Origin of the sequence: Dankookia sp. P2, assembly GCF_050632255.1 — a bacterium.
GTDB lineage: Bacteria > Pseudomonadota > Alphaproteobacteria > Acetobacterales > Acetobacteraceae > Paracraurococcus.
In genome coordinates this window covers 4,591,687-4,610,701 of record NZ_CP192581.1, presented here as the reverse complement: position 1 = coordinate 4,610,701, position 19,015 = coordinate 4,591,687, and the positions used below count along the sequence as shown (strand labels likewise).

Annotated in this window: 16 protein-coding genes; 8 read left to right on the top strand and 8 right to left on the bottom strand. The window is 71.6% G+C overall.

Features of this window, described 5'->3' with window-relative positions:
* Nucleotides 1–547 precede the first annotated feature (547 nt).
* Together ACQ86J_RS27250 and ACQ86J_RS27245 are read right to left on the bottom strand one after the other, a co-directional pair.
* Nucleotides 548–1,696, bottom strand: coding sequence for a phosphatase PAP2 family protein (locus ACQ86J_RS27250; protein ID WP_431267997.1), 1,149 nt, complete (start codon nucleotides 1,694–1,696; stop codon nucleotides 548–550).
* Between the two features lie 87 nt (nucleotides 1,697–1,783).
* A complete protein-coding gene (locus ACQ86J_RS27245; RefSeq protein ID WP_431267996.1) occupies nucleotides 1,784–3,544 on the bottom strand; it encodes an adenylate/guanylate cyclase domain-containing protein in 1,761 nt (586 codons plus the stop codon).
* A 445-nt stretch (nucleotides 3,545–3,989) separates the two neighbouring features.
* On the opposite strand from ACQ86J_RS27245, the gene ACQ86J_RS27240 reads away from it, so the two are divergent.
* From ACQ86J_RS27240 to ACQ86J_RS27230, 3 genes are read left to right on the top strand one after another with little or no spacing between them, the layout of a single operon-like run.
* Nucleotides 3,990–4,469: a hypothetical protein gene (locus ACQ86J_RS27240; protein WP_431267995.1), complete on the top strand. Its 480-nt coding sequence runs from the start codon at nucleotides 3,990–3,992 to the stop codon at nucleotides 4,467–4,469.
* 53 nt (nucleotides 4,470–4,522) lie between these two features.
* Entirely contained in the window at nucleotides 4,523–4,942 is a 420-nt protein-coding gene (locus tag ACQ86J_RS27235) for a S8 family serine peptidase (protein ID WP_431267994.1), read from the top strand.
* A complete protein-coding gene (locus ACQ86J_RS27230; RefSeq protein ID WP_431267993.1) occupies nucleotides 4,942–5,100 on the top strand; it encodes a hypothetical protein in 159 nt (52 codons plus the stop codon). Before ACQ86J_RS27235 ends, ACQ86J_RS27230 begins: the two co-directional genes overlap by 1 nt.
* A 14-nt stretch (nucleotides 5,101–5,114) precedes the next feature.
* Here the strand turns inward: ACQ86J_RS27230 and ACQ86J_RS27225 are convergent, their stop codons facing one another.
* The 3 genes from ACQ86J_RS27225 to ACQ86J_RS27215 all read right to left on the bottom strand — a co-directional run bounded on the left by ACQ86J_RS27225 (nucleotide 5,115) and on the right by ACQ86J_RS27215 (nucleotide 8,144).
* Nucleotides 5,115–5,273, bottom strand: a complete 159-nt coding sequence (locus ACQ86J_RS27225) for a hypothetical protein (RefSeq protein WP_431267992.1) — start codon at nucleotides 5,271–5,273, stop codon at nucleotides 5,115–5,117.
* A 98-nt stretch (nucleotides 5,274–5,371) separates the two neighbouring features.
* Entirely contained in the window at nucleotides 5,372–6,784 is a 1,413-nt protein-coding gene (locus ACQ86J_RS27220; RefSeq protein WP_431267991.1) for a mannose-1-phosphate guanylyltransferase/mannose-6-phosphate isomerase, read from the bottom strand.
* A 91-nt stretch (nucleotides 6,785–6,875) separates the two neighbouring features.
* Nucleotides 6,876–8,144: a glycosyltransferase gene (locus ACQ86J_RS27215; protein ID WP_431267990.1), complete on the bottom strand. Its 1,269-nt coding sequence runs from the start codon at nucleotides 8,142–8,144 to the stop codon at nucleotides 6,876–6,878.
* Between the two features lie 299 nt (nucleotides 8,145–8,443).
* On the opposite strand from ACQ86J_RS27215, the gene ACQ86J_RS27210 reads away from it, so the two are divergent.
* Nucleotides 8,444–8,650: a hypothetical protein gene (locus tag ACQ86J_RS27210; protein ID WP_431267989.1), complete on the top strand. Its 207-nt coding sequence runs from the start codon at nucleotides 8,444–8,446 to the stop codon at nucleotides 8,648–8,650.
* A 60-nt stretch (nucleotides 8,651–8,710) separates the two neighbouring features.
* On the opposite strand, the gene prfB is transcribed toward ACQ86J_RS27210, so the two are convergent.
* Nucleotides 8,711–9,842 (bottom strand): peptide chain release factor 2 gene (gene prfB / locus ACQ86J_RS27205; protein ID WP_431267988.1). Its coding sequence is split into 2 segments (ribosomal slippage): nucleotides 8,711–9,772 and nucleotides 9,774–9,842, totalling 1,131 coding nucleotides; the frame shifts between segments, so codons are not numbered across the junction.
* A gap of 143 nt (nucleotides 9,843–9,985) precedes the next feature.
* Here prfB and ACQ86J_RS27200 point away from each other — a divergent pair.
* Together ACQ86J_RS27200 and ACQ86J_RS27195 are read left to right on the top strand one after the other, a co-directional pair.
* Nucleotides 9,986–11,551, top strand: a complete 1,566-nt coding sequence (locus ACQ86J_RS27200) for a DUF1800 family protein (RefSeq protein ID WP_431267987.1) — start codon at nucleotides 9,986–9,988, stop codon at nucleotides 11,549–11,551.
* Between the two features lie 13 nt (nucleotides 11,552–11,564).
* Nucleotides 11,565–12,794, top strand: a complete 1,230-nt coding sequence (locus ACQ86J_RS27195) for a DUF1501 domain-containing protein (RefSeq protein ID WP_431267986.1) — start codon at nucleotides 11,565–11,567, stop codon at nucleotides 12,792–12,794.
* Nucleotides 12,795–12,843: 49 nt separating this feature from the next.
* On the opposite strand, the gene ACQ86J_RS27190 is transcribed toward ACQ86J_RS27195, so the two are convergent.
* The gene (locus ACQ86J_RS27190) at nucleotides 12,844–15,417 is read right to left on the bottom strand and encodes a penicillin-binding protein 1A (protein ID WP_431267985.1); all 2,574 of its coding nucleotides are present in this window, start codon (nucleotides 15,415–15,417) and stop codon (nucleotides 12,844–12,846) included.
* 131 nt (nucleotides 15,418–15,548) lie between these two features.
* Here ACQ86J_RS27190 and ACQ86J_RS27185 point away from each other — a divergent pair, with 131 nt between their 5' ends.
* Both ACQ86J_RS27185 and ACQ86J_RS27180 read left to right on the top strand, forming a co-directional pair.
* Complete coding sequence (locus ACQ86J_RS27185) at nucleotides 15,549–16,532, top strand: NAD-dependent epimerase/dehydratase family protein (protein ID WP_431267984.1); 984 nt, start codon at nucleotides 15,549–15,551, stop codon at nucleotides 16,530–16,532.
* Nucleotides 16,529–17,437 (top strand): glycosyltransferase family protein, encoded by a 909-nt coding sequence (locus tag ACQ86J_RS27180; RefSeq protein WP_431267983.1) that lies wholly within the window; start codon nucleotides 16,529–16,531, stop codon nucleotides 17,435–17,437. The genes ACQ86J_RS27185 and ACQ86J_RS27180 overlap by 4 nt, the downstream gene beginning before the upstream one ends.
* Nucleotides 17,438–17,647: 210 nt before the next feature.
* Here ACQ86J_RS27180 and ACQ86J_RS27175 read toward each other — a convergent pair whose 3' ends face one another.
* Complete coding sequence (locus tag ACQ86J_RS27175) at nucleotides 17,648–18,847, bottom strand: N-acetylmuramoyl-L-alanine amidase family protein (RefSeq protein ID WP_431267982.1); 1,200 nt, start codon at nucleotides 18,845–18,847, stop codon at nucleotides 17,648–17,650.
* Nucleotides 18,848–19,015 lie beyond the last annotated feature (168 nt).

Sequence of the window (19,015 nt, the reverse complement as noted above, 5' to 3'; positions counted from 1 at the left end):
CTCTTCAGGTCGGCAGCCAGACTAACACCTGTGCCGGCCTCCGCCCGCTCAGCGCTTCTTGCTGACGACTGAAGATTGCCAACTGTTCGACGCGCACCACAGTTCTCCTCGCGGGCGCGGGTCCGCGCGTATCGGATCCGCCGCTCCCTCGCCCTCCACCCCCATCGCCACTGTGTCTATGCGCTACTGCTCCTTCGTCTCTTTCGGTTCAGGCAGGAGCCCCTGGCGTTCGGACGCCAGCCCTGGTTCGTCACAAGGAAGATGCTGCCCGCGGTGGCGTGCCTCCGGCATGGCCTAGGTCGGCAAGGCTGCCCGGAGGGAGCATGACGAGACGGTCTGCCTCGGCGTCTGCCAGTTTCCCGCCCCAAGCACTTCGGACGGCGGCACCTGAAAAGGTCGGATCGCGGGTCGCGCACGGGCCACACCGGCCCCTGCGCACCACGGAAGCCAATGAGCCTCATCGTTCACCACGCGTTTCAGGAGCCCCGATGTTCGCTTTGATAAACCGAAGCTCGGGGGTTCGATCCCCTCACCCGGTACCAGCCTGTCACCAGCCCCATTCCGCCCGCGCCGCCTGCAGCATCCCTCCCGGTGCCCCCAGCAGCACGCCATCGCCGTCGAAGCCCGGCACCGGGGTCGCCCGCAGCGCCCCGCCGGCATCGAAGGAGGGTGGCGTCGTCAGGAACAGGCTTGGGCAGCGCAGCAGGATGGGGAAGGATTTCTCGGCCAGCACGCGGCCGGCCATGGAATCGCTCGGGAAGTGCAGCCCCAGCATCTCCCGGTTCCGGGCAATCCGCGCCGCCATCCGGCGCAGCGGCCGGTCCGCGGCCGGATAGGCCGTGCCGTCCCGTTTGCGCGGCGCCGTCACCGCCTTTGGCATCACCTGTTCCAGCAGCAGCGCGACCATCCAGGCCTCCGTCGCATGGCCGCTGGGATAGGAGGGATGGCCAGGCGGATCGACCGGCGGCATCAGCCGCGGCGAGACCATGGAGGGCCGCGCCCGCCGGAAGAGGCTCTTGTAGTAGACCGCCTGGTGCTGGGCGATCCGCTGCGCCGCGGCGGCCAGCCGCACCGTGATCGGGTGGGTGCCGGCGTGGAAGCTCAGCACGCCCTCGAAGTAGCGCAGGATGTTGCCGGCCTGGACCTGCGCCTCGGCCAGCGTCGGCAGGCGGAAATCGACCAGGTCCGACAGCTCCTCGATCTCGGAGGCGAGGCCGCGTTCGACGGTCTTCGGGTCGGTTATGTCCACGGCCGTGGCCGGGGCGTTCGCGTCGCGGACTCGCCGCGCCAGCATGGCCTTGAAATGCATCGAGGCCTCGACCTCGGCCTTGGACGGCGTCGCGCCTCCGGCCCAGGGATCCTCGATCTTCGGCAGCACGGCGTGCCAGGCCGGCGGGCCACCGGCAACCTGCCGGTAGCCGACGAATCCGGCCAGCACCGTGATGCTGTGGTGGTAGGCAGTCCAGCCGCGGTCGGGCCAGGGGGTATCGGCCGGCAGCGGGCCCCAAGGCTCCAGGATGTCGCGCGGCGGCCAGCCGCTGCCCTGGCGGACATCCTCCGGCCCGAAGGGCAAGGGCGAAAGGCCGATCGGCCGCGGCTGGGCCCAGCTGCCGGCCGGGGCGTCGCCGCCCGCCATGCCGTCCATCCCGTCCATGCCGTCCATGCCGTCAAACGGCCCGACCGCGCCCGCGCCCATGATCGCCTCCCCGGTACCGGCGGATTGTATCCCGCACGCGATCGGGCCCGCCGCGCTGTGCCGTGCCGCACAGGCCGCCGACGGGCCCTATTCGGGAAGCCCGGCGGCGCGCAGATGCTCCATGCAGCGCTGCCGCAGCGCGACCTGCTCATAGGGCAGCCGCACCCGCGCATAGATGCCGAGGCGGAAATCCGGCTCCAGCTCCAGCAGCCGCGCCGCTTCCGCCCGCGCCTCCTCCAGCCGGCCGAGCCCGGCCAGCGCCACGATCACCGACCGGCGGACCGAGGTGTAGAACGGGTTCTCGCTGACCGAGAGCCGCGCCCATTTCAACGATTCCTCGTAGCTGCCCTGGGCGTAGTGGGCGATCGCCAGGAAGCTGTACTGATAGGCCCGGCCCTGGTCGAAGGGCGCCAGCTGCAGCCCCTGCTCGGCATGCCGCACCGCCTCCGCCCCACGGCCGAGATAGGCGAGGTTGGCGCCCGAGAGCACCCAGGCCATCGCGCTGTTCGGGCAGGCCTCCAGCGCCTGGTCCAGGTAGGGCCGGCCGGAGGCGCAGTCGTGGAACAGGTAGGACCGGAGATGCCCGTAGGTCGCCAGCGCCATGGCATTCTGCGGGTCGAGCTCGATCGCCCGCTGCGCCAGCGCGCTGGCTGCCTTGGCGTCCTGCGCCGGGTCGGGCGACCAGCCCTGGCCGACCCGCAAGCCGTGCCAGCGCGCCGCCCAGGCCACCGGCATGGCGAAGTCCGGGTCCTCGGTCATCGCCGCCGCCAGATGATCGCGGGCCTGGTCGAAGACGTCGCGGAACAGGCTGTGGATGCCGGCCAGTGCCTTCAGGGTATGGTCGTAGGCGGTGAAGCTCTCCGGCCGCTGCCGCATCGCCCGCGCCAGCTCGGCGCTGCGCACATTGGGCGCGATGCCGGCGACGACGCGGCGGACGATGGCGTCCTGCACCTCGAAGAGCTGCTCCGCCCCGGTGTCGATCCGGTCGCCCCAGAGCGTGCCGCCGCCTTGCGTCTCGCAGAGCTGGACCGAGATCCGCAGGCCCTCACCGCGGCGTCGGATGCTGCCCATCAGCACGTAGCGGACGCCGAGCGCGCGGCCGAGCTGGCGCGGGTCGGGCTCCGCCCCGCGGAACACCAGGGTGGAGGTGCGGGCGATGACGAACAATTCGCGCAGCGCCGCGAGCGAGACGACGATGTCCTCCACCACCCCGTCGGCCAGGTAGTCGTCGGCCGGATCGCCGCCGAGGTTGTGCAGCGGCAGCACCGCGATCGAGGGCAGCGCATGCGGCGAGGGCCGCGGCAGCGGCAGGGCGACGCGCTGGGCATAGGTGTCGATCGCGTGGATGCGGATCGGCCGGGCGATGTTCTTGAGCTCGAGCAGGCCAAGGTCGCGGGCACCGGCGACCGCCTTGGCGAGGCTGGCATCCGCCTGGTCGAGCACCGGCTGCGACAGCGCGATGCCGCCGGGCTGCGCCTGTTCCTGCAGCCGGGCGGCGATGTTCACCGCGTCGCCGAAGATGTTGCGGTCCTGCGCCAGGACCTCGCCCACATGCAGGCCGATGCGCAGGACGATATGCGGCGTCTCGGCGGCCGTCCGGTTGCGGTCCAGCATCGCCCGCTGCAGCTCGAGCGCCCAGCGCAGCGCATCCGCCGCGGTGGCGAATTCGGCCAGCACGCCGTCGCCGCGCAGGTCCACCACCCGGCCGCAATGCACCGTGGTGACCGGCTGGATCAGCGTCCGCAGCAGCGCCATCCAGCGCGCATGCGTCCGCCGCTCCTCCGTCGCCATCAGGATCGAGTAGCCGACAATGTCGGCGAAGGCGACCGCCGCGGGTCGCGCCGTCACCAGGGCGCGGCCGGCGTCTTCGCCCCTGTTCGGCCGGTCCGGCAACACAGGCAAACATCCATGTGACGGGGGATTGTATACCGATCCACCGTCCCACCGTGCTTCGCTTCCTGGCAAGGGTGCGGTGCAGCGAGGGCTCTCGCTTTCGCGCGAGGCAATTGGCCGCGCGCGATGGCCTGCCCGCGCGTCCGCCCTGCCGCGCGGGACCACCCGACCGGAGGCACCCCATGGACCCCAACCGGCTGATCAGGTTCTTCGTCGCCTTCCCGACCGGTGCCGGCCTGCCGGGTGACCCGCGCGAACTCGTCCGCAGGGTGCAGCGCCTGACGCGGCGCGGCTGCACCCCGGGACGCGGACGCCTGAGCCGTCCCTGGTCGACCGGCCGTCCGACCGGGTCAAGGCGCCGCGCGCGCTGCAGTCGCTTGGCCTGGCCCCGGTCGAGGACGTGGTCGCCTTCGAGGACACGCCGGAAAACGCCGCCCTGCTGATCGGCCAGTTGGAGCAGTCCGGCATGGCGGTCGAGGCCGGGATCGACCTGCCGATGGCGCCACAATCCTGGTGGTGCCCCGGCCAGGGCCCGCGCCTCTTCGGCGACCGGGCCGAGGCCGAGCGGCTGATCCGCGCCGGCGGGCTGCGCGACGCGCAGGGTGATGGACGGGTGAACCTGGTCATCGTCGACCAGGGGCTGCCGGCGGACTTCCCCTTCGCCGGCGAGCGGGACGGCTGGTCGGTCAACGACCCCAAGGCGCAGGAGACCCGCCTGCCCTTCCAGGGCAAGGGCCGCCACGCCGCCATGGTCGCCCGCAACGCGCTGGCCTTCGTCGACCCGGCGAGGGTCAAGCTCTGGGACCTCCCCTGCTGCCGGACCGGATCGACCGGCTCGGCATCTTCCTGTCCTACGCGCATGCCGCCTTCGGCCAGCTGATCGGCTCGATCACCGAATACCGGAAGCAGAATCCCGGCTCGGGCTCATGGGTCGTGGCCAATGCCTGGGGTATCTGGGACACCAGCCAGGACGACCCGCACCCGAAGCTGAACTACGCCCGCAACCTCAACCACCCACTGAACAAGCGGGTTGCGGCGCTGGATGGCAAGGGCATCGACCAAGTGTTCGCCGCCGGCAATCGCGGTCAGTTCTGCCCGCCGACGCGCTGCGGCCCGCAGGATCGCGGCCCGGGACGGAGCATCCATGGCGCGAATTCGCATCCCCGGGTGCTGACCGTCGGCGCGGTGCGCGCCGACGGGCTCTGGGTCGGCTATTCGGCCGAGGGGCCGGGGGCGCTGGCGGCGGCGAAGCCCGATCTCTGCGCCCCGACCCTGTTCCGCGAAGCGCTGAAGCCCTTTGAGGGGAGGACAATCCCGGCACCTCGGCCGCCTGCGGCGTCGCAGCCGGGGTGATGGCTGCGGCCCGGACGCGCCGGCCTTGGGACCAAATGACGCCAGAAGCGCTGCGGGCACTGCTGCGGGAGCATGCGGCGACGCAGGGCACCGACCCGGCCAGCCGGTCGCGCTGCGGCGCAGGCATCCTGAATGCCGCGCCGGTCGCGGCGCTGTAGCGCCGCGGGTCCGGCTATTGCAGCGGGTCGTATGGCTTAATCGTCTCGACCACCCGCTGTGCCGCCGGGGTCTGGCGGATCGCCAGCCATCCGGCGACACCCAGCATGCACAGGCCAAGCACTACCAGGGTGGCGATACGGCCCAGGCCACGCTTGGCATGCGCATCGGACAAGGCAGGCGACTCCGCTCGATCTCGCATTGCGATGTCACACAGCCAACGCTGGAGGTCCAGCATAATTTCCCGGCATGGTTGTGCGCCGGGGCCGACACTCACGCGCGCCCGTAGGTATCCTCGATGCGGACGATATCATCCTCGCCAAGATAGGCGCCCGACTGCACCTCGATCAACGTGAGCGGGATCATCCCCGGATTCACCAGCCGGTGCACGCAGCCGAGCGGCAGGTAGATGCTCTCGTTCTCGCGCAGCAGGATCTCCTCGCCGTCGCGATGGACGATGGCGGTTCCGTTCACCACCACCCAATGCTCGGCCCGGTGGAAATGCTTCTGCAGGGACAGCTTCTGCCCCGGGCGGACGCCGATCTTCTTCACCTGGAAGCGGTCGCCCTGGATCAGGCCTTCGTAATGGCCCCAGGGGCGGTAGATGCGGCGATGCTCCGTCGCCTCCTTGCGGCCGGCCCGGCGCAGCTGCTCGACTAGCAGCTTCACGTCCTGCGCCCGGTCGCGCGGCATGACCAGCACCGCGTCCTCGGTGGTGATGACGACCGTGTCCTTCAGCCCGACGATGCCGGTCAGGATACCCTCGGACCGCACGTAGCAGCCCTGGCTGTCGACCATCTCGACCGGCCCCTCGGCGAAGTTGCCGCCGGCATCCTTGGCCGCAACCTCCCACATCGCGGCCCAGGAGCCGAGGTCGGACCAGCCGATCGCGGCCGGGACCACCGCGGCATGGTCGGTCTTCTCCATCACCGCATAGTCGATCGAGATGGCCGGGGCCGCCGTGAAGGCCGCGGCGCCGAGCCGGACGAAGTCGAGGTCGCGGGTCGCCTCGGCCAACGCCTGGCGGACGCTGCGCAGCACCTCCGGCGCATGCCGCTCCAACTCCGCGACCAGGGTCGCGGCGGTGGCGACGAACATGCCGCTGTTCCAGAGGTGCCGGCCACCGGCGAGGAAATCCACCGCCTTGGCGGCATCCGGCTTCTCGACGAAGCGCGCCACCCGCTGCACGCCGGGGGCGCCGGCCAGGTCAGCGCCGGCCTCGATATAGCCGTAGCCGGTCTCGGGCGCCGTCGGCTGCATGCCAAAGGTGACGATCTGGCCCGCCCGGGCGGCGACCACCGCGCGGTCGAGCGCGGCGTGCAGCGCGGGCAGGTCGGTGATTGCCGCATCGGCGGCCATCAGCCACAGCACGGCATCAGGCGCCTCGGCATGCAGCAGCAGGGCGGCGGCGGCAACGGCGGGGGCGCTGTTGCGGCCGACCGGCTCCAGCAGGATGCGGGCGCCGTCGATCCGCGCTTCGCGCAGCTGTTCGGCCACCAGGAAGCGGTGCGCCTCGTTGCAGACCACCAGTGGGGCGCCGAAGATCGTGCCGCGGGCCCGCGACGCGGTTTCCTGCAGCATGGTCTGGGTGGAGACCAGCGGCCAGAACTGCTTCGGGTAGCCTTCCCGCGACAGCGGCCAGAGACGGGTGCCCGTCCCACCCGAAAGGATCACCGGAACGATCACTGCAAGCCCGTCCTTTGACTAACGCAAACTCGATTACAGGATGGCGACGCAGGCGACAATCAGGCCTCGCTGCGCCGCAACAAAGGCAGGATCAGCCAGCCGTCCCGACATCCGGCTCCGGCTCCGGCTCCGGCCGCCGCCCGGCCGCGACCGCGTCGATTAGGTCGAGCAGTTGCGGCAGGCAGCGGCGTTGCAGGTCGTAGCGTTCGACGATGGTGCGTCGGGCGGCGCGGCGCAGATCGTGATAGGCCTCCGGCCGCGCCAGGGCCTTCACAACTGCCGCGGCGACCTGTTCCGGGGCATGAAAATCGACCAGCAGCCCGTTGCGGCCGTCCTCGATCACCTCCTGCACCGGGGGCGTGGCAGAGCCGATGACCAGCGCCTCGTTCGCCATGGCTTCCAGCATCGACCAGGACAGCACGAAGGGATAGGTCAGGTAGACATGCGCCGAGGACAGGCTGAGCACCGCCTGCAGCGCGGCATGCGGGATCTTGCCGGTGAAATGCACCCGGGTGAGGTCCAGCCGCTCGCCGAGCTCGGCCAGCAGGATCTCCCGCCAGGTGCCGCCCTCGCGCGGCTTCGAGCCGTAATGCGGGTCGTCGCCGCCGACAATCACCACCTGCGCCGCCGGCCGCTGCTCGAGAATCACCGGCAACGCGCGCATGAAGCTCGGGAAGCCGCGATAGGGCTCGAGCCCCCGCCCGATGAAGCTCACCACCTCGTCGCCCTGGCGCAGCACCCGGCCGTCGGCCAGGGCGAATTCCGGGGCGGGCAGCCGGCGGATGACCTCGGTATCCACCCCCTCATGCACCACCGACATCCGGTCCCGCGCCCAGTCGGGGAAGCGGCTGTGCTGCCAGCGCGTCGCGGTATGGCCCCAGTCCGAAACCTGGAGGCAGAGCAGGTGGTTGGCGTTCAGCATCCGGACGCGGCAGGCATCGTCGATCTGCACAGGCTCGCCGGGCGGGTCGAAGCCGACATCGCCGCCGGTCGAGGCGTAGTAGTATTCGTAGTAGTAGAGCATGCGCGCATCCGGCCAGACGTCGCGCAAGTACAGCCCCTCCCCCCAACCGGGATGGCAGCAGAGCAGGTCGGGGCTGAAGCCGCGCTCCTTCAGCGCCAGGGCGGCGCGGGCGACCTGCTGGCCGCGGAAGGTCGCGTTTTCCAGCCGGCGAAGATAGCGGTGGGTGCCCTCGGCCCCGGTGGGCGGGGCCTTGTAGCGCAAGTGCTGCACGCCCGGCAGCGGCTCGGCGGCGTTCTCGCCCAGGGCGACAACCTGCGTACCCGGCCGGCGCGCCAGGGCCGGGGCGACATGCCGGTACTGCGCCGGGAAGTTCTGGTGGACGAACAAGGCCCGCATGCGGCACGCATCCTGCGCTGCAATAGACTATCGACACGTCCGGAGCGGGTGGTGGCCCGGGACCGGTCTGCGGCATTCGGTTCCGCGGATGGCGTCATGCACCAGGTCCGAATAGGCGGCAAACAACTTGGTAATCCGTGAACGGCGCGCTCGTGAGGCGCGGGATGCACACGTTTGCGCGCGGCGCGCAACGAAAGGCCCTGCTTGCCTTTAGGCTGATGTCATGCAGCCCGCATTTGACCGGACCGATTGGTCGGTCCTCTCCACCCTGCTCCGCATGGCCCAGCGCGACGGCTGGCGTGTGGAATCTCGCCCCCGACCGTGTCCTGGTGTCGAGCCGCCGGACCATGGAGGGCGTCGTCACCCTGCCGGCGGTGCTGGTCCGCCATGCCCGCAGTTGCGGCTGGCAGACGGCGATCCGCGGCGGGGAGGTCGCGCTGCGCCACCCGGCGGTGCGCCAGGGCGTGACCGTGCGGCTAGGCGGGCCCGCGCCCGGCGCGCGCTAGCTCGGCGGGACGCCGACGTCGCTCATCATCGGCCAGTAGCGCGCCTGCGCCGCCGTGCCGCTAGCGAGCGTTGGCGCTCGCCTCGGAACGGGTGGCGCCGACCCGCGCTGCCAGCGCAGCGGCCATGAACTCGTCGATCTCGCCATCCAGCACGGCGGCCGGGTTGCCCTTCTCGAGGCCGGTGCGGAGGTCCTTCACCAGCTGGTAGGGCTGCAGCACGTAATTGCGGATCTGGTGGCCCCAGCCGATATCGGTCTTGCCGGCCTCGATGCCGGCGCTCACCGCCTCCCGCTTCGACAATCCCAGCTCGTAGAGCCGCGCCTTCAGCATGTTCATGGCGATGGCGCGGTTCTTGTGCTGGCTGCGGTCCTGGGTCGAGGCGGCGACGATGCCGGTCGGGATATGGGTGAAACGGACGCCCGATTCCGTCTTGTTGACGTGCTGGCCGCCGGCGCCAGAAGCACGGAAGGTGTCGGTGCGGAGGTCGGCCGGGTTGATCTCGATCTCGATCTTGTCGTCGATCACCGGGTAGACGTAGATGCTGGCGAAACTGGTCTGCCGCTTGTCGTTGCCGCCGAACGGGCTGATGCGGACCAGGCGATGCACGCCGGTCTCGGTCTTCAGCCAGCCGAAGGCATTGGGGCCGCTGACCTGCACGGTGGCCGACTTGATGCCGGCCTCCTCGCCCGCGCTCTCCTCGGTCAGGGAGATCTTGTAGCCGCGCTTCTCGGCCCAGCGCTGGTACATGCGCAGCAGCATCTCGGCCCAGTCCTGCGCCTCGGTGCCGCCTGCGCCGGCATTCACTTCGAGATAGGCGTCGTTCTGGTCGGCCTCGCCCGAGAGCAGGCTCTCGATCTCGCGCCGCTTGGCCTCGGCGGCCAGCTGCACCAGATCGGCGACGGCGGCGTCGGCGGTGGCGGCATCGCCCTCGGCCTCCGCCATCTCGATCAGCTCGAGGCTGTCCGCGACCGATTGCTCAAGCTTGCGGACGCCATCCACCTGGTCGGCGATGCGGCCGCGCTCGCGCATGAGGGCCTGGGCCGCGGCGGCGTCATTCCAGAGGCTGGGATCCTCGGCCCGGGCGTTCAGCTCGTCGAGGCGGCGAAGGGCGGCATCCCAGTCAAAGATGCCTCCTCAGCAGGGCCACCGAGGCGGTGATCTGCTCATTCAGGGATTCGGCGTCAGCGCGCATGCCGGACGGGTAGTGCAGCGGCGCCGACCTGTCCAGCGGCACCTGCGGTTAAGAAGAGCGACACTCCTTCACGCGAGTTCACTCGACCCTTGCGCAAGCCAGGCGATACTATTCCACCCAATCGGCTTCCCCAGGAGGTTGCCTTGGCCGCATCCGAGCCAGTACTCGGCATCGACGCCGCCCACCGCATCCTCGGCCGCGCCGCCTATGGCGCCCGGCCTGGGGAGGCCGAGGCGCTGGCCCGCCAGGGGCTGCCCGGCTGGGTCGACCGCCAGCTGTCTCTGCCGGCGGAGGATCCGGCGGTCGAGGCCAGGCTCGCCGCCATCCGGCTGCCGATCCGCTACCCCGCTGCCGAGGGCCGCTGGCCGGCGCTCGAGGAGGAGCGGCCGCTGACCAGGCTGGCCATGAGCCAGCAGGAGAATTTCCGCTTCTACCCGCGCAAAGAACGGCCCGTGGCGTCGCCGGAGGTGGATCGTGGCCGGCTGGAGCTGCTGGTCGCGACCCTGGTCCGCAAGGTGACGGCGGAGGCGCAGCTGCGCGAGCGGCTGGTCGAATTCTGGCACGACCACTTCGCAGTCAACGCCGCGGCCGGCAACAACGTGCAGGTCTCGCTGATCGACCTCGACCGCCGCATCCGCGGCGAGGCGCTCGGCAGCTTCCGTGCGCTGCTCGAGGCAACGGCGACCGCCCCGGCGATGCTCTATTTCCTCAACAACCAGAGCTCCCGCGCCGGCGCGCCCAACGAGAACTACGCGCGCGAGCTGCTGGAGCTGCACACCCTCGGCCGCCCGGCCTATTTCGGCGCCGCCCGCACCACGCGGGACGTGCCGCGCGATGCCGAGGGGCGGCCCGCCGGCTATGTTGATGCCGATGTTTGGGAGGCGGCGCGGGCGCTGACCGGCTGGTCGGTGGCGGCGGGCCAGTCGATCGACGGGGTGCGGCGGCTGCCGGACACCGGCGACTTCGCCTTCGTCGAGGCCTGGCACGACCAGTACCAGAAGCTCTTCCTCGGCCGCGCGCTGGAGCCCTTCGCCGGCGCCATGGTGCATGGCCGGACGGTGCTGGACACCCTCGCCGCGCACCCGGCGACCGCCCGCTTCGTCTGCACCAAGCTGGCCAGGTGGCTGGTCGGGGACCCGGTGCCGGACGCCGCGGTGGCGCGCGCGGTCGCCGCCTTCCGCGCCAATGTCGCCGCCCCGGACCAGATCGCCCGGGTGGTGCGCGCCATTCTCGCAGGGCCGGAGATCGCCGACCCGCAGCTCGGCCGGATGCGCCGGCCGCTGGATGCGGTGGCCGCCGCCGCGCGGGCCTATGCGGTGCCGCTAGCGCCGAACGCGGCGCTGTTCGCCCAGATGGCGGCGGCCGGCCAGCTGCCCTTCGGCTGGCCAGCGCCGGACGGGCAGCCGCTCGACGCGGCGCAGTATGACGGCGCCGGCGCGCTCCGCACCCGCTGGGGGCTGCTGCTGGCGCTGGCCCGCAATGGCCTGAACACCGGCGCCTCCCCTCTGTTCGAGGCCATGGCCGGCCAGCCCGTGGCGGAGGTGGCGGCGAAGCTGGCGCGGCTGGCGCTCGGCCCCGCCGGCAGGCCGGTGGGCGCAACGGTCGCCGGGGTCTGGGTTGCCGCCGGACGGCCGGAGCGGCCCGGTATGGCCGAGGTGGCGGAGCTGGCCGGCTGGATGCTGGCCGCGCCGGCCTTCCAGCAGGTTTAGAAGGGAGCAAGCCATGACCATGCTGCTCGGCCGCCGCGGCCTGCTTCGTGCCGGACTGGCCGCCACCGCCCTGCCCGGCTTGCGCGGCATGGCCTTCGCCAATCCCGCCCCGACGCGGGAGGTGCCGCTGCTCATCCTGGTCTTCCTGCGCGGCGGGATGGACGGGCTGCACTTCCTCTCCCCGGCCGACGACCGGGATTTCAACGAATTACGCATCCCGACGCTGCGCAACGCCGCCGAGGGCGAGCGCGCTGGGGAGCGGCTGGACGCCGTGCCGGGCACCGATTTCCGCCTGCACCCCGAAGCCGCGGCGCTGGCCAATATCTGGCGCGAGGGACGGATGGCGATCTGGCCCGCCGCCGGCGTGCCGCAGCCGACCCGCAGCCATTTCGAGGCGCAGTCCATCATAGGCTGGGGCGAGGGGAAATCGGGCGAAGCCCACAGCCGCGCCGGCTGGCTCGCCACCTGGGCGGAGGCCACGGGCGGCGATGCGCCGGTGGTCGCGCTGTCGGGCCAGGACCGCCCCGTGCCGGAGCTGATCGGCGGCCGCCGCGGCCTGGCGGTGCCGGGCCTGGCGCGGGGCGTCGAATTGCCGGGGGGCGAGTTCGGCGCGACGATGCTGGAGGCGCTGCACATGCGGGCGCGCGGCCCGGTGGCCGAGGCCGGCCAAGCGGCGCTGGCCAGCCTGCGTGGGCTCGACCGGCTGCTGCCGCGCAATGCCGCGGGCCAGGTCACGCCCTATGCCCCGGCCAATGGCGCGGATTACGGCCCGGCCGCCGAATTCGGCCGCGGCTTGGCGACCATCGCCCAGGTGGCGCGGCTGCAGCCCGGCCTGACCGCGGCGGCGGTCGATCTCGGCGGCTGGGACACGCATGAGGGCCAAGCCGGGCGGTTCGACGGCCGGGTCCGCATCCTCAACCGCGGCCTCGCCGCGCTTGATGCCGACCTGCGCGACCTACCACGGCGCTGGACTGTGCTGGTGTGCAGCGACTCTGGCCGGCGGCTGCGGGCCAATCGCAGCGGCGGCACCGACCATGGCCGGGCCGGGACGGTCTTCGCCTTCGGCGGCGGCGGGACGCGGGGCTTCGGGTTGGGACAGCGGTTCGGCCCCTGGCCGGGCTTGGCCGCAGACGCGCTGGAGGATGGCGTCGACCTGCGCGTCGCGACCGACTACCGCGACGCCTTCAGGCAGGTAGTGGCGGAGCTGGCGCCAGGGGCGCCTGGACCCTTCCGTCAAGGCTAGGTCGGGGAGGGAAACAGGTGTTCCCTCCTCGAACCCCACCCTTCCCTTTTCAACGTCGGGTGCCGTGGCGCGGCGAGTACCAGCCTCCGCTCAGTACAGCCCGCCCAGGCTCTGCTCGGCACCGGCCGCGGTGCTGTTGCCAGCCGATTCTGCCGCCGACCGGCCGGGCGCTGTTCTCGGTGCCCGGCTTGAAGGCCTCGAGGATTGTCGCGCCGCCATCCTGCATCCGCACCAGCGCAACGCCGGGCGGCGCCTGGAAGGGCACCGGCGGGCTGTTGCGCAGCGCCGCCTCGAGCACCTCGCGGAAGATCGGCGCGGCGTTCTGCCCGCCGGTCTCGTCCTTGCCGAGCGTGCGCGGCTCGTCGAAGCCGAGCCAGACCGCGATGACGATGTCGGGGGTGAAGCCGACGAACCAGTTGTCGAAATAGTCGTTCGTGGTGCCGGTCTTGCCGGCGATCGGCCGGTTCAGCCCCTTGCCCGCCGCCATGCCGGTGCCCCGCTGCACCACGCCGGTCAGGATGTTCGTCATCTGATAGGCGGCGATCGGGTCGGCGATCTGCGGCCTGGCATCGACCAGCTTCGGCGGCTCCTCGCCCGGCGCGGCGGCATCGCAGCCTTGGCAGGCGCGCGGATCGCTGCGCCAGATCACCTTGCCGCGGCGGTCCTGCACGCTGTCGATGAAGCTCGGTGTTACCCGCTTGCCGCCGCTGGCGAAGCCGGCATAGCCGGCCGCCATCCGCAGCACCGTGGTCTCGCCCGAGCCGAGCGCCATCGCCAGGTAGCGCGGCATGTTGTCGATGACGCCGAAGCGCGCCGCGGTCTCCGAGACCTTGGCCATGCCGACTTCCTGCGCCACCCGGATGGTGACCAGGTTCAGCGACTTCTGCAGCGCGGTGCGTATCGAGACATAGCCGTTGAAGCTGCCCTCGGTGTAGTTCGAGGGGCGCCAGGGACCCTGCGGGGTCATCACCTCGATCGGCCCGTCGAGGAAGCGCTGGTTCGGCGGGACGCCTGCTTCCAGCGCCGGCAGGTAGACGAAGGGCTTGAAGGAGGAGCCGGGCTGGCGCTGCGCCTGGGTCGCGCGGTTGAACTGGCTCTTGTCGAAGGACCAGCCGCCGGCCATCGCCAGGACCCGGCCGTTGCTGGGGTCGAGCGCGACGATCGCCCCCTCGATCTGCGGGATCTGGCGCAGCGCCAGGCGGTCCGGCCGGCCGGCGGCGCCGGGCAACACCTCGACCGTCACCACGTCGCCGACCGCCACCACGTCCTGCATCCGCCGCATCGGCGCAAAGCGGTTCTCCGGCAGGGCCTTGCGGCTCCAGACGACGCCGTCCATGCCGAGGCTCGCGGTGCGCGGCTGGCTCGGGGCGCGTGCGTCGGCCCGCTCGACCCAACCGAGCTTCGCCTCACGGTCGCGCACCTCCAGCACCACGGCCAGCCGCCATTCCGGCAGGGTGCCGCCGGGCCGCTGCACCGCTTCCAGCTGCGGCATCCAGTCGGTGGCGCCGGTCGAGACCCGCGCCACCGGCCCGCGCCAACCGCCGCGACGGCGGTCGTAGGACATCAGCCCGCTGCGCAGCGCCTGCTCGGTCGCCGCCTGCATCGGCGGCTCGATGCTGGTGCGGACCACGAGCCCGCCCGTGGTGGTCTGCTCCGCACCGAAGCGGTTGATCAGCTCGCGCCGGACTTCCTCGGTGAAGTGCTGGCCGACCTGGACCACTTCCGGCCGCCGCAGCAGCCGGGGGACGATCGGCTCGCGCTTCGCGGTCGCGGCCTCCTCCGCCGTGATCGCGCCGTCCTCGGCCATGCGGTCCAGCACCCAGTCGCGGCGGGCGCGCGCAGCTTCCGGGTAGCGCAGCGGGTTGTAGTTGTTGGGAGCCTTGGGCAGGGCGCCGAGGAAGCCGATCTCGGCGACCGTCAGCTCGTCGAGGCCCTTGTTGAAATAGGCCTGGGCGGCGGCGGCCACGCCATAGGCCTGGTAGCCGAGGAAGATCTCGTTCAGGTAGAGCTCGAGGATGCGCTCCTTCGGCAGCGCCTCCTCGATCCGGATCGCCAGGATCGCCTCCCGCGCCTTTCGCATCATGGTGCGGTCGGCGCCGACCAGCATGTTCTTGGCGACCTGCTGGGTGATGGCGGAGGCGCCGCCCATCCGCCGCCCGGTCCCGTATTGCTCGATATTGGTGACGACCGCGCGGAGGATGCCGAGCGGATCGACGCCGTGGTGTTCCCAGAAGCGCTGGTCCTCGGCGCTGACGAAGGCAGCCTGGACCTTCTTCGGGATGGCCTCGATCGGCATGAAGACGCGGCGCTCGGCGGCGAGCTCGGCCAGCAGCCGGCTGTCGGCGGCATAGATGCGCGACATCTGCGAGGGCTGGTAGTCGGCCAGCCAGCGATAGTCCGGCAGGTCGGCGGCGAAATGGCGATAGAGCCCAAAGGCGGCGACGGCGCCGCCGATGAGGCCGACCGCGACCAGCGTGAACAGCAGGCGAAAGACCCCGCCGAACAGCGAGGGCCGCCGGCGGCGCGGCTTCTCCGGCTTTGCGCGGCGGGCGGGCGGCGGGGCTGCAGGCGCCGGGGGCGCCGGTTCGAAGCCGGGATCGATGCGGGGATCGGAGGGGGGCATTGTGAGCGTCTCATACACTGCCGGCGTTGCAGCGGCGACCACAGCCCGGTGAGACGCACTTAAGCCGGCCTTCACTCTTTCCAAGCCAAATGCGCGCGGGGGCAAATGCCCCGCAGGAGAAGGCCATCCGCATGGGCAAGATGCTCGTGACCGGTGCCGCGGGCTTCGTCGGCCGGCACCTCACCCGCGCGCTGCTGGAGGCTGGGCATGAGGTCCATGCCGTCGACAGCATCCACCCGCTGACCGGGGCGGTGGACCCGGCCGCGGGCTGGCCCTTATTCGAGCCGCGCGACTATCACGGATTCCACTTCCACCGAGAGGATTGCCGGAGCTGGTTCCGCCGCAATCCCCATCCTGGCTTCGACGTCGCCTTCCACCTGGCCGCCATGGTCGGCGGCCGGCTGATGATCGAGAACAACCCGCTGGCGGTGGCCGACGACCTCGGCATCGACGCTGCCTTCTTCCAATGGGCGGCCCAGGCGAGACCCGGGCGCTGCGCCGTCTTCAGCTCCTCGGCCGCCTATCCGGTGCGGCTGCAGAGGCGGGAAGGCCATGTGCTGCTGGCCGAGGAAATGATCCGCCTCGACGGCGATATCGGCCTGCCCGACATGTCCTATGGCTGGGCCAAGCTGACTGCGGAATACCTGGCCCGGCTGGCGCACCAGCGGCACGGGCTGCGGATGATCTGCTTCCGCCCCTTCTCCGGCTACGGGGAGGACCAGGACGCCGCCTACCCCTTCCCCGCCATCTGCCGCCGGGTGCTGGACCGGCGTGGCGCGCGGGTGCTGGAGGTCTGGGGCAGCGGCCGGCAGATGCGCGACTTCATCCATGTGGAGGACTGCATCCGCGGCATCCTCGGCATGCTCGACCGGATCGAGGACGGCTCGGCGGTCAATCTCTCGACCGGCATCCTGACCAGCTTCACCGCGCTCGCCGGCATGGCCGCCGAGCTGGCCGGCTGGCGACCGGAGATCCGCGGCCTGTCGGACCGGCCGGAAGGCGTCTTCGCCCGCGCCGGCTGCACCCGGCTGCAGGAAGAGCTCGGCTTCCGGCCGAGGATCAACCTGCGGGAGGGGATCGACCGTGCCCTGCACCGGCTCGCGGTGCCGGCGTGACCATCCGCACCGTCGCCGTCTTCCACTGCACCGCGCGGGTCGGCTCGGCCTGGTGCTGCGCCGAGGGCATCTCGGTGACGCTGGCCGCCATGGGCTACCGGGTGATGGATTGCGGCCACCCGCGGCATGGCGCCCCGCCGGTCGAGGCGCTGCGCCAGGCCGACCTGATCATCCTCGGCGCGGTCGAGTGGTATGGCGACCTGCTGCTGTCGCATTACGGCGCCGACTGGGCCGCACTGCCGATGCCGAAGGCCGCTTGGTACGCCGAGTCGGCCGAGCGGGACGACCGCGAGTTCCCCTTCGCCCGCTATCAGGGCCTGGCCGACCGGCACTATTTCCCGGCGGCGCAGGATGCCGCCCGCTTCGGCGGCACCTGGCTGCCCTTCGGCGCCGATACGGTGCTGTTCGCCCCGCGCCCGGTGCCGAAGCGGTATGCGGCGGCCTTCCTCGGCTCGCTCTATCCCAAGCGGGCGGAATTCCTGGCGCGGCTGGGTATCCCGCTCGACCGCATGGCGCCGGTCTCCGACCCTGACCCGATCCGCTCCTTCGCCCTGCTGGCGGAGGCCTATGGCTCGACCGAAATCTTCGTGAACCTGCCGGCCTGGTCGCGCCTGCTGGTCACAAAGGTGACCGAGGTGATGGCCTGCGGGACCATGCTGGTCACGCCGGCCCTGGACCATCCCTCGGCGCTGGCCAACATGGCGCAGTTCGAGGATGGCCGGCACCTGGTCTACTACCCGCCCGACCGGCCGTACCGTCTGGCGGAAATCTTGGCGCATTACCGCCACGCGCCGGCGGAGCGGGAGGCGATCGCCGTCGCCGGCCGCGCCGAGGTGGTGCGTGCCCACAGCCTGCGGGCGCGGCTGGAACGGCTGATCCGGGATGCGGAGACGGGGTGGGGCTGACGCCCCGGGCCGCCTTCAGCTGCCGAGGCGAAGGCCGCCCTTCAGCTCACGGAACTCCTCACGCCGTGCGGCGTGGTCGGTGATCAGGTTGGTGAAGGCGACAGCGGAAAGGCCGAGCAGAAAAGGCAGCATGCGGGAGCACTCCAGGTTGATGCTCCTCCCTATCCCTGACTTTTATGTTGCACCGCACCATAACCGTTTCAAGGAAAATCAGCCGCGTTCGGCCAAGATGGGGCCGCGTGCGCCGAGGAAGCCGTGCACCGTCTCCGCCAGGGCTGCGGCCAGCCGGGCGCGATGCGCCGGCCGGTTCAGCGCGGCCTCGTCCTGCGGGTGGGACAGGAAGCCCAGCTTGACCAGGGCGGACGGCACGTCCGGCGCCTTCAGCACCACGAAGCCGGCGCGCCGGTGGGTATTGGGCAGCAGCGCCACCTCGTTCTCCAGCGCCGCCACTGCCAGCCGCGCCAGCTTCTCCGACCCCGCCCGAGTCTCCTGCCGCATCAGGCTGAGCAGGATGCGCTGCACGTCGGGCGGCACGCTGGGCAGCCGCAGCCCGCCGGCCCGGTCGGCCTCGTTCTCCCGCCGGGCCAGGGCGGCGGAGAAGCTGTCGGTCGCGGTCTCCGACAGGGTGTAGACGCTGGCGCCGCGCGCCCCGGGCGCGCTGTCCGCATGCAGCGACAGAAACAGCGCCGCCTCGCGCCGCCGCGCCAGCTCGATCCGGTCGCCGAGTGGGATGAAGACGTCGCGCGAGCGGGTCAGTGCCACGCGGCAGCGCCCGCCGGCTTCCAATTGGCGTTTCAACTCCAGCGTCGCGGCCAGGGTGATCCGCTTCTCCTGCGTGCCACGCGCGCCGATCGCGCCGGGATCCTTGCCGCCATGGCCGGGATCCAGCACCACCAGCGGCAGCGGGCCGCGTGGCACCGCGGCGGCGGCCAGGCTGCGGCCATCCGCCAGCCGGGCGAATCCGGCCGCCGGGCCCGGCGCGAGCCCGATGGTGAGCCGCCCGCCGCTCAGCTTGGCGTTCGGCGCGGCGACTGGCGCGGCCAGCACAATCACAAGCTGTTGAGTAGAACCGCTGCCCTGCCTTTCGAGGGATTTGACCACTCCCATCCCCAGCTGCCGCGCCGGGCCGCGCCAGGGCAGGCCCGGCAGGTCGAGCAGGAGCCGCGGCGGACCGTCCAGCGCGGTGAGCCGCCAAGCGGTCGGGCGCTCCATGACCAGGGCGATGAGGGTCCGGCCCCGCTCAACCTTGACGGAAAGCCAGGAAGACGGCCGTTGGGCGGCCTGGGCCGGCCCGGCCGCCAGCGCCGCCGCCAGGCCGAGCAGCGCCCGCCGCCCTTGCCCCGGGGCGCAATCAGGGCATTGCCCACCCGCCTCGGACCCGTCCCCCGGTCCGGCCAGAAACTGCCACATCAGTGCATCGTCCCCCGAGGATGCGCCCGACTCTGTAGCAGCCTGGCGCGAGTCGATGCCACGCCGATGCATGCCGGCCTTGTGGAAGGCCGCGCCGGTCGCCTAAGGTGAGTAGCCCCGGCGGCGCCCGCTGCCGGCGGAGATTTGGGCGCAGCCGCGCCGGCAGGC